Source organism: Polaromonas sp. CG_9.7, from assembly GCF_015752205.1.
In the GTDB taxonomy this organism is placed as follows: Bacteria; Pseudomonadota; Gammaproteobacteria; order Burkholderiales; family Burkholderiaceae_C; genus Polaromonas.
The window spans coordinates 242362-251901 of record NZ_JADOVG010000001.1; the positions used below are offsets into that span (position 1 = coordinate 242362).

General features: G+C 60.0%; 11 protein-coding genes. All 11 read left to right on the top strand.

Going from position 1 to position 9540, the window contains the following annotated elements:
• Positions 1-105: 105 nt before the first annotated feature.
• The gene (locus IWX87_RS01155; protein ID WP_196861662.1) at positions 106-489 is read left to right on the top strand and encodes a flagellar protein FlaG; all 384 of its coding nucleotides are present in this window, start codon (positions 106-108) and stop codon (positions 487-489) included.
• Positions 490-584: 95 nt separating this feature from the next.
• A complete protein-coding gene (gene fliD, locus IWX87_RS01160; protein WP_196861663.1) occupies positions 585-2057 on the top strand; it encodes a flagellar filament capping protein FliD in 1473 nt (490 codons plus the stop codon).
• Between the two features lie 9 nt (positions 2058-2066).
• Positions 2067-2543 carry a flagellar export chaperone FliS gene (fliS, locus tag IWX87_RS01165; protein WP_196861664.1) on the top strand — a complete coding sequence of 159 codons (477 nt, stop codon included), beginning with the start codon at positions 2067-2069 and terminating at the stop codon, positions 2541-2543.
• A 3-nt stretch (positions 2544-2546) separates the two neighbouring features.
• The gene (locus IWX87_RS01170) at positions 2547-2891 is read left to right on the top strand and encodes a flagellar protein FliT (protein ID WP_196861665.1); all 345 of its coding nucleotides are present in this window, start codon (positions 2547-2549) and stop codon (positions 2889-2891) included.
• 5 nt (positions 2892-2896) lie between these two features.
• Entirely contained in the window at positions 2897-3973 is a 1077-nt protein-coding gene (locus IWX87_RS01175) for a flagellar hook-length control protein FliK (RefSeq protein ID WP_196861666.1), read from the top strand.
• Positions 3957-4271: an EscU/YscU/HrcU family type III secretion system export apparatus switch protein gene (locus IWX87_RS01180; protein ID WP_196861667.1), complete on the top strand. Its 315-nt coding sequence runs from the start codon at positions 3957-3959 to the stop codon at positions 4269-4271. Before IWX87_RS01175 ends, IWX87_RS01180 begins: the two co-directional genes overlap by 17 nt.
• Before the next feature lie 257 nt (positions 4272-4528).
• Entirely contained in the window at positions 4529-4846 is a 318-nt protein-coding gene (gene flhD, locus IWX87_RS01185) for a flagellar transcriptional regulator FlhD (RefSeq protein WP_196861668.1), read from the top strand.
• Between the two features lie 63 nt (positions 4847-4909).
• Positions 4910-5527 carry a flagellar transcriptional regulator FlhC gene (gene flhC / locus IWX87_RS01190; RefSeq protein WP_196861669.1) on the top strand — a complete coding sequence of 206 codons (618 nt, stop codon included), beginning with the start codon at positions 4910-4912 and terminating at the stop codon, positions 5525-5527.
• 56 nt (positions 5528-5583) lie between these two features.
• Positions 5584-6462, top strand: a complete 879-nt coding sequence (gene motA / locus IWX87_RS01195) for a flagellar motor stator protein MotA (protein WP_196861670.1) — start codon at positions 5584-5586, stop codon at positions 6460-6462.
• A gap of 6 nt (positions 6463-6468) precedes the next feature.
• On the top strand, positions 6469-7377 hold the full coding sequence (gene motB, locus IWX87_RS01200; protein ID WP_196861671.1) for a flagellar motor protein MotB: 909 nt from the start codon (positions 6469-6471) through the stop codon (positions 7375-7377).
• Between the two features lie 31 nt (positions 7378-7408).
• Entirely contained in the window at positions 7409-9472 is a 2064-nt protein-coding gene (cheA, locus tag IWX87_RS01205; protein WP_196861672.1) for a chemotaxis protein CheA, read from the top strand.
• Positions 9473-9540 lie beyond the last annotated feature (68 nt).

Consider the following 9540-nt stretch of genomic DNA (forward strand, 5'->3'; position numbering starts at 1 on the left):
AAAAAAGGTCAGCCAATCGGGTCAAACCACCCGATTGCGCTGCCCGCTCCCGCTTGGTGAATTGTTCAGGCGGGAGCGGACAGCGCTTTTGACAGGAAAGTAAACATGCCGATTTCAATACCCTCGATGCGTGCAGCCGACGGCTTGCCGCCCAGCCAGAAAACAGCGCCTGCTGCGCAGGCCGCCGGCCTGCCGCGCGAGGTTTTTGAGCCGCCCGCGTCCAGGGCGGTTGCACCTGCCGGGGCGAGCGAGGTGGACAAACCCGGCGCCAGGCAACTGCAGCAGTCGCTGGAAGACATCAACAAGGTGCTGGCCGGTTTCTCCATCAGCGTGCAGTTCGAAATTGATTCCGATTACAGCGAGTTGATCGTCAAGGTCGTGGACCAGGACAGCGGCAAGCTGATCCGCCAGATTCCGACCGAGGAGGTGGTGCGCATGTCCAAGGCAATGGATAACCTGAAAGGGTTGTTGTTTGCGCAATCGGTGTGATTTTGCGCTGGCCGTCGTAGGTCGGGTTACGCCTTCGGCTAAGCCGACCTACAGGGTTGACGCGGTCCTCCAAAACAGAAAGAACAGGATTTGATATGGCCACCGTTTCTTCTCTCGGCATTGGCTCTGGCCTTGATTTGAATTCCCTGCTGGCCGGCTTGAAGACGGCCGAGCAACTACCGCTGGCGGCGATTCAGCGGCAGCAAGCCAGCTACACCACCAAGCTGACGGCCTACGGCCAGCTCAACAGTGCGCTCGGTTCGCTGCAGACAGCCGCGGCGGCGCTGGCCAAGCCGGAGCTGTTCCAGGGCGTCAAGGCCAGCTCTACAGCCTCTGAGGTGCTGACGGCCACGGCAGCCTCCACGGCTCAGAGCGGTACTTATGCGCTGAACGTGACGCAGCTGGCGCAAGCGCAGTCGCTGGCAACCGTCGGTCAGGCGGACACCAGCACCAATATTGGCGATGGCACGACGCCGATCACGGTGCAGTTCGAGTTCGGCACGACGTCGGGGGCGGTTTTCACCAAGGATCCAGATGCTACGCGCACGCAGTCGATCGACATTGATCCTGCGCACAGCTCGCTGGCCGACATTGCCAAGGCGATCAATGCCAAAACCACGCTGGGGGTGACGGCTTCCATCGTCAACGACGGCAGCGACAAGCCAAACCGGCTGGTATTGACCTCCACGCAAACAGGCGAAGCGTCGAGCATGCGTATCAGCGTCTCCGGCGACCCTGTTCCTGTCGATCCTCCAGATCCTGCTCCCGCATATTCTGCTTTGTCGAAGCTGCTGACCAATGACCCGGCCGCTGCGCGAAATCTGCAGCAAACCGTCGCCGCGCAAAACACCGAACTGACCGTGAACGGCATTGCCATCACCAGCGCCACCAACAGCGTGGTGGGAGCGGTGCAGGATGTCACCATGACCGTGGCCAAGCTGGGGCTTACCACCTTGTCGGTGCAAAAAGACACCGACAGCGCAGGCAACGCGATTGCCAATTTTGTCAATGCCTACAACACCCTGCAAAGCGTTGCCAAGAAATTGACCGCTTTTGACCCCGCCAGCAAGTCGGGCGCCGTGTTGCTGGGCGATTCGACGTTGCGCAACATCCAGGTGGGCATGCGATCGGCGCTGACCAGCCCGCAAGCGGAATTCGGCAGCGGCCTGACGATGCTGTCGAACATCGGCGTTGCGTTTGAAAAAGACGGCACGCTGGCGCTGGACTCGGTCAAGCTGAAGGCGGCACTGGACGGCAACCTGGGCGGCGTGGCGACTTTGTTTTCCGGCACGGCCGGCGTGGGCGGCTACGGCAACAGCCTGTCGAGTCTGATCACCGGCTACACCGACACCACGGGCGGGGTGCTGACGGCGGCCAGCAAGGGCATCAGCAGTTCCCTGGATTCGCTGGCAAAGCAATACACGGCAACGTCGGATCGGGTCGAGGCGACGGTGGCGCGCTACAAGGACCAGTTCACCCAGCTTGACGTGATGATGAGCCGCATGAACCAGACCAGCGCTTATCTGACCCAGCAATTCGATGCGATCAATAACAGCAATAAAAAGTAAGGCTATTCCATGTACACACGCACAGCAGCCGCCAGTACCGGCGCCAGCAGCTACGCCCAGATTGGCCTGCAGTCGTCCGCCATGAGCGCGTCGCCTCACCAGCTGATCACCATGCTGTTCGATGGCGCGAAAACTGCCATTGCCATGGCGCGCCACCATATGGCCAACAACGAAATTGCGGCCAAAGGCAAGGCGATTTCCAAGGCCATCAACATTGTGGACAACGGCCTGAAAGCCAGCCTGGATACCGATACCAGCGATAAGGCGGGCGCGGAACTTGTCGGCAACCTGTCGGCGTTGTACGACTACATCGCCCAGCGCCTGCTGTATGCCAACTTGCGCAACGACCCGGCGCTGCTGGACGAGGCGGACCGGCTGCTGGACAACATCAGCTCGGCATGGCGCGAGATCGATCCCCAAAAAGCACAGCCGATGCCGCAGGCACTGGCTGGCCAAACCACCCCCCGTTTTTCAGCAGGAGCCTGATTCATGAGTTCTCAAAGTGAAGTGATGCATTGCTACGAGCAGATCGACACCCTGACCGAGCGCATGCTGACGCTGGTGCGTGCCGGCCAGTGGGGCGAGTTGCCGGCGCAGGAAGCGGTGTACAGCGACCTGGTGGACCGGCTCAAAGTGATCGAGCCGCTGGAACTGCTTCATGAAGAGCAGGTGGCGCGCAAGTACCAGCTGCTGAGCCGCATCACGTCCAGCCAAGGCGAAGTTTCCAGCCTGGTGATGCCGCAACTGGCGCACCTGGGGGCCGCGGTGAAAAGCCTGGAGCAACAGGAAATCCTTAAAAAAGCCTATGGCCAGGCGTCTGATATTCGCCAATGAGCGGCTTGACGCCCCTGCTTGACACGCTGCTGGCCACGCGGCTGGCCCAGCGGGTGGACCTGGTGCCGCTCAAGTCGGAGGTGCAGGTTGCGGGGCCGGAGGCGGTCGCACCGGTGGAAGAAGTCATCAATGACGTACGCTTGCCGTCGCGCGCTGCCGTGGAACTGCAACTGGGCGTCGGGCTTTTAAAAAGTGATCAGCGCGGCCATGCCGGTGCGGCTTCAGGCTTGGGCAGCGGGGTGACCTTGAGCGCCGCGGCGCGTGCGCTGAGTGCAATTCTGGAAGGCCGGGCAGGCGCTGCGGCCAAAGTCATCGGGACCGAGGCGCTGCTGCCGGTGTCGTCGTCACTTACCGGTCTGGCCGCGTCGCTGGCCCGCACCGTCGGCAACTCGGGCCTGTTTTACGAATCGCACCTGGCGCAGTTTGCCGCAGGAACGCGCGCGCTGGCCGAGCTGGCGCAGGAGCCGCAAGCCCGGCTGGACCCTTCGTTGAAAGCAGCGCTGGCGCTGCCAGCGGCAGGCCCGGCGGATTCAGCCCAGACGTTGCCACAAGGTGAGCGCAGGCTGTTGCCTGGTGGCAACGTGGCGCCTCAGGACGCCGAAGGTCAGGATCCTGGTGCAAAACAAGGCGGCACCGCTGCAACGGACGCGGCACGCAGCAACGCGGCGGGGCTGGCGGGCATTCACCCCGATGCGGTGGCGCTGGTGCGCCAGCAGCTTGAGCTACTGGCGGCACCGGTGTTTCGCTGGGGCGGTGAAGCCTGGCCGGGCGTGCCCATGGATTGGGAAATTCAGGAAGAAGCGCGCCAGCCGGCAGCGGATGACGAAGCCGCGCCGCGCACCTGGAGCACGCGTGTGGCCTTGACGCTAAATTCGCTCAGGGAGGTTGAAGTGCGTATCAGCTTGGTGGGCAATGCGTTGCAGGTCCACATGGCCGCCAGCGAGAACACCACGCGTAGCATGCTGGCTGAATCCCGCGCAGAACTGCCCGAGCGGCTGCAAGCGCTGGGATTGCAACTGACGGGGCTGCAGATCGGGACGCTGTCGCCGCATCCTGCAGCGAAAAATGGTGATGCCGCCTAACACCGCCGACGCGTCACCTGACGCGACGGGCCTGCCTGACCGGCCCAGCGCCATCGCGCTTTCCTACGCGAAGAAGGACAGGGCGCCCATTGTGGTGGCCAAAGGCTACGGGGCTGTTGCCGACTCGATTGTTCAGCGCGCGCGAGAAAGCGGGCTTTACGTGCATGCCTCGCCCGATCTGGTCAAGTTGCTGATGCAGGTCAATCTTGATGAGCAGATTCCGCCCCAGCTGTACCTGGCCGTTGCGGAAGTGCTGGCTTGGCTGTACCGGCTGGACGCGCAAAAATCAAAAAAGTGAGTTTTGCATCATCAAATTGATACAGCTCAATTTTTTTTATGTAAACAACTCAAAAAAGAAACAAGAAAAAAATAAAAAACAAAATCTGTGTTTTTTTGTTTCAATTTTGTAAAACTATCTAGAATGTATGAGATGAGTTGTAAATTGTATATATTTGATTTTATCAAAATAACAATTTTTTGACATATCTAATGATTTTTACAGACTCTTCTGATCTTCAAAAAAGTGGTCAGAAGAACAAGAAAACGGGAGCACCTATGGCTGAAACGACTAACACCAACGAGATCGGTGACTTGAATTTGACTTACTTGCTGCTGGCGCAGCGGCTGGTTCGGGAAGATGTGCCGACGGCCATGTTTCGTCTGGGATTGAGCCGGGAAGTAGCGGATTTGCTGGGCAACCTGTCGCTATCGCAAATTGTGAAACTGGCGGCGTCCAGCCTGTTTTTGTGCCGCTTGCGGTTTGACGATCATCCGGTGCTGTCGGCATTGACGCAGGACGGAAAAAACCTGGCTTTGCAGCAGGCCCATGCCGCCATTCTTCTGTCTGGCCAGCGGATCGACGCATTACAATAATGTTACATATCGCAGGCAATTTATCCCCTGTATGGGCTAACTACTTTTGCAGCGCGAGTCACCATGGCTGTTAAAAGCGTCGTTCGTGAAGCCCGCGAAATCCACCTTGCAATTGATTTGATCAAGCTTGGCGCCCGCCTGCAGTTCCTGGAAGCCGAAACCAGCCTGAGCCGTGATCGCCTGATCAAGCTGTACAAGGAAATCAAGGGCGTGTCGCCGCCGAAGGGCTTGCTGCCGTTTTCCACCGACTGGTTCATGACCTGGCTGTCGAACATTCATTCGTCGATGTTCTACAACATCTACCGGTTCATGGTCACTCATGGCGATTGCGGCCGGATTCCCGCCGTCATTAAAAGCTACCGGCTGTACCTGGAGCAGGTCCGGCAGCAGGGCAGTGATCCCGTGCTGGACTTCACGCGTGCCTGGACGCTGGTGCGGTTTTTTGACAGCGACATGCTGCAGCTGAGCACATGCACCCGATGCACTGGCCTGTTTGTCGCCCATGCGCACGAGCCGCAAAACAACTATGTGTGTGTGTTGTGCCGGCCGCCCTCGCGTGCAGGCAAGACAGGCAAGACGCCACGCATTTTGGCCGAGAAGCCGGCGACAGCCAAGGCGTCTGAGCTATCGACATCACCGTCGAAGTGGCTGGCGGATGTGATGAATGGCGCTCGTTCCTGACGAGCCGCGAGGCTGTTGGTGATGAATCCTGAAGAAGATTTAAAGGGGAGCGCGTCGTGCTGGTGATCTTGGGTTACGGGGTGGTGCTGGCGTCCGTATTTGGCGGCTACGGCTTGATGGGCGGTCATTTCGGCGTGCTGTACCAGCCGCTGGAAGTGCTGATCATCGTCGGCGCGGCCGTGGGTGCGTTCATTGCGGGCAACGACGGCAAGACCATACGCTCGACCCTCAAAGTGTTGCCCAAACTGCTTAAAAATTCTAAAAAGCACGACAAGGCTCTTTTCATGGAGCTGCTCGCCTTGCTGTACATGCTGCTGTCCAAAGGTCGCAAGGACGGCTTGATGTCGCTGGAGTCGGACGTTGACGATCCGCACAACAGCCCCATTTTTGCGCCATATCCGGTGATTCTGGCAGATGCCCGTGTGCTGGAGTTCATGACCGATTACCTGCGCCTGATGGTCAGCGGCAACACCGATCCGCACGAAATCGGAGAGTTGATGGAGCAGGAGCTGGAAACCTACAAGCATGAGGGCGAAATACCGGCGCACAGCCTGACCCGTGTTGGCGATGCGCTGCCGGCGCTGGGCATTGTGGCGGCCGTGCTGGGGGTGGTGCATGCGCTGGCGTCTGCCGACCTGCCGCCCGCGCAGATGGGCCAGCTGATTGCGCACGCGATGGTGGGGACTTTTCTGGGCATCTTGCTGGCTTATGGTTTTGTGATGCCGCTGGCGACCCTGGTCGAGCACAAGGTGGCCGAATCCCTGAAGGTCTACCAGTGCATCCGGATCACGCTGCTGGCCAGCCTGAACGGTTATGCGCCGCAGCTGGCCGTGGAATTCGGCCGCAAGGTGCTGACTTCGACGCACCGGCCGTCTTTTAGCGAACTGGACGGGCATGTGCGTGATGTCAAGGGCCGCGCAAACGCGCAGGATTGAATGGCCATGAACGGCGCCCGACGCCCCATCATCATCATCAAGCGCCCGGTGATGGCGGCGCGCCACCATGGCGGCGCCTGGAAGATTGCCTTTGCCGACTTCATGACGGCCATGTTCGCTTTCTTTCTGGTGATGTGGCTGCTGTCATCTTCCTCGCCCAATCAGTTGACCGGTATTGCCGAGCATTTCAAAAGGCCGCTGACCGAGGCGATTTCAGGCGGACCGGCCATCAACAACAGCCCCAGCGTCATTCCGGGCGGCGGCGATCCTGCGGCGATCAAGGAGAAAGTCAAGATGCCGGAAAGCGACGACGAGGCCCAGGATGTCAACCGCCTGGACCAGATGAAGTCGCAGCTTGACAAAATGATCGAGGCGAGCCCGCTGCTCAGGGAGTTTCGGCCCCAGCTGCTGATCGACATCACACCCGAGGGCTTGCGCATCCAGATTGTGGACAGCAGCAACCGGCCGATGTTTGACCGGTCCAGTGCGCAGGTGGCGCCCTACATGCGCACCATCCTGCGCGAGATCGCTCCAGTCGTCAACGCGCAGCCCAACAAGATCACGCTGTCCGGCCATACCGATGCCACGACTTACGCGCAGGGCGACAAGTCCTACAGCAATTGGGAGCTGTCGGCGGACCGGGCCAATGCCTCGCGCCGGGAATTGGTGGCGGGTGGTTTGCAGGAAATCAAGGTGCTGCGCGTCATGGGCGTGGCGTCAAGCATGCACCTGAACCAGAGCGACCCTTTGGCGCCCGTCAATCGCCGCATCAGCATCGTGGTACTCAACCATCGCGCCCAGATGCTGATAGAAAAAGCAAATTCTGCCACTGGCGCCAGTGTGAGCATCAAGCCGGGCGCTGCCGGGCAGGCCGCTGTGAGCCTGTCAACTGCCCGCCCTGACCAGCGCAGCTGATTGCCGCCTTTAAAGAAGAAACGAATACGCGATGGATATCACCCAGTTTTACCAGGCCTTTTTTGAAGAAGCCGATGAGTTGCTCAATGAGATGGAGCAACGCCTTTTGCGCCTGGATCTGCAAACGCCTGACAGCGAAGACCTGAACGCAATCTTTCGCGCTGCGCATTCCATCAAGGGCGGGGCGGCTACGTTTGGATTTGTGGCGCTGACCGACACCACGCATTTGCTTGAAAATTTGCTCGACCGCACCCGCCATGGCGAACTGAAGTTAAGCACAAAGATGATGGATAGCTTTTTGGAAACCAAAGACATGTTGCAACAACAATTAAGTGCGTATCGTGACGGCCAGGTACCTGATCCGCAAACAGTCGCTCAAATCTGCGCCGTACTGCAACAACTGGCGCTGGAGGGTCATGACGGTGCGACCGTAGCCCCCGCTGCTGCTTCGCCAGCGGTGGCAAAAACGGTGGCAGTCGCGGCGGCGCTGCCCGTGCCGAAGCCTGGCGCAGTCGCGGTGCCGACGCTGAAAGTGCGCTTTACCCAGGTTTCCGAAAACGACCAGAAACTGCTGGCTGAAGAACTGGCCAACCTGGGCACGGTGCTGGCGCAAACCCGGGACGCCAACAGCCTGACGCTCTGGCTGGAAACGGCTTGCGATACCGATGACCTGGTGGCGGTGAGCTGTTTCATCGTGGAAACCGACCAGATCGAAATCACCAACGAGTTGCCTGGCCCGCCGCTGGCGGCGCTGGAGGTCGAGCACCTGGTTGTGACGGCTGTCGAGGTTGTAGAGGTTGTAGAGGTTGTAGAGGTTGTAGAGGTTGTCGAGGTTGTCGAGATCGTTGCCCCGCCCGCGCCGCCGTTCGAGGGGATGCCTGCCGCTCCCGCCGCGATAGCCGCAACCGCTCAGGCCAAAGAGTCCAACTCGATCCGGGTCGATGTTGAGAAAGTGGACCAGATCATCAACCTGGTGGGCGAGCTGGTGATCACCCAGTCGATGCTGACGCAAACCGCGTTAACGCTGGACCCGGTGCTGCATGAGCGCTTGCTGAGCGGTTTGGGCCAACTGGAGCGCAACGCGCGCGACCTGCAGGAATCGGTGATGTCTATCCGCATGATGCCGATGGACTATGTGTTCAGCCGCTTTCCGCGCCTGATTCGCGACCTGTCGGCCAAGCTGGGCAAACAGGTGAACCTGGTGACGGTGGGCAAGGAAACCGAACTGGACAAGAGCCTGATCGAGCGCATCGTCGATCCGCTCACGCACCTGGTGCGCAACAGCCTGGACCACGGCATTGAGACGCCGCAGCAGCGCGCACTGGCCGGCAAGGACCCGGCTGGCAAGCTGACGCTGTCGGCCCAGCACCAGGGCGGCAGCATCGTGATCGAAGTCCGTGACGATGGCGGCGGCCTGGTGCGGGAAAAAATCATGGCCAAAGCCCGGCAGCAGGGCATTGCTATCAGCGACGACGCCAGTGATGAGGAGGCCTGGCAACTGATTATGGCGCCTGGTTTTTCGACTGCGGAAGTGGTCACCGATATTTCGGGCCGGGGCGTCGGCATGGATGTGGTCAAGCGCAACATCCATGAAATGGGCGGTCATGTCGAAATTTTCTCGCGCCAGGGCCAGGGCACGACGATCAGGATCGTGCTGCCGCTGACGCTGGCCATCCTGAACGGCATGTCGGTCAAGGTGGGCGACGAAATTTACATCCTGCCGCTGAACTACGTGATTGAATCCCTGCAGCCGCTGGCCAAGGATCTGCATGCCATCACCGCCGACGAGCAGGTCATGCATGTGCGGGGCGAATACCTGGCGCTGGTGGAATTGCACAAGCTTTTTGATGTGGCCAATGCGGTGCACAACCCGACTCAGGCCATCGTCGTGATCGTGCAGGCCGAAGGCAACCGTTTTGCGCTGCTGGTGGACCAACTCGTGGGCCAGCACCAGGTGGTGGTGAAAAATCTGGAAACCAACTACCGCAAGGTGCCGGGCATTTCTGCCGCCACCATTCTGGGCGACGGCAATGTGGCGCTGATCATCGACGTGGCGGCGATCCAGCGCACCCATCGGGACAAAAAGGCACGCTGAGCGGCAAAGGCACGCAACGGCGGGGCTGCCGCGATGGTCGCTTCAGCACGGCCAAGGCGCACCCGGGT

Bases quoted from the DNA above. Each gene is read 5' to 3' on its own strand.
- motB (WP_196861671.1), top strand. From the start codon at position 6,469: ATGAACGGCGCCCGACGCCCCATCATCATCATCAAGCGCCCGGTGATG.
- fliS (WP_196861664.1), top strand. From the start codon at position 2,067: ATGTACACACGCACAGCAGCCGCCAGTACCGGCGCCAGCAGCTACGCC.
- fliD (WP_196861663.1), top strand. From the start codon at position 585: ATGGCCACCGTTTCTTCTCTCGGCATTGGCTCTGGCCTTGATTTGAAT.
- flhD (WP_196861668.1), top strand. From the start codon at position 4,529: ATGGCTGAAACGACTAACACCAACGAGATCGGTGACTTGAATTTGACT.
- cheA (WP_196861672.1), top strand. From the start codon at position 7,409: ATGGATATCACCCAGTTTTACCAGGCCTTTTTTGAAGAAGCCGATGAG.
- flhC (WP_196861669.1), top strand. From the start codon at position 4,910: ATGGCTGTTAAAAGCGTCGTTCGTGAAGCCCGCGAAATCCACCTTGCA.
- IWX87_RS01170 (WP_196861665.1), top strand. From the start codon at position 2,547: ATGAGTTCTCAAAGTGAAGTGATGCATTGCTACGAGCAGATCGACACC.
- IWX87_RS01155 (WP_196861662.1), top strand. From the start codon at position 106: ATGCCGATTTCAATACCCTCGATGCGTGCAGCCGACGGCTTGCCGCCC.
- IWX87_RS01180 (WP_196861667.1), top strand. From the start codon at position 3,957: ATGGTGATGCCGCCTAACACCGCCGACGCGTCACCTGACGCGACGGGC.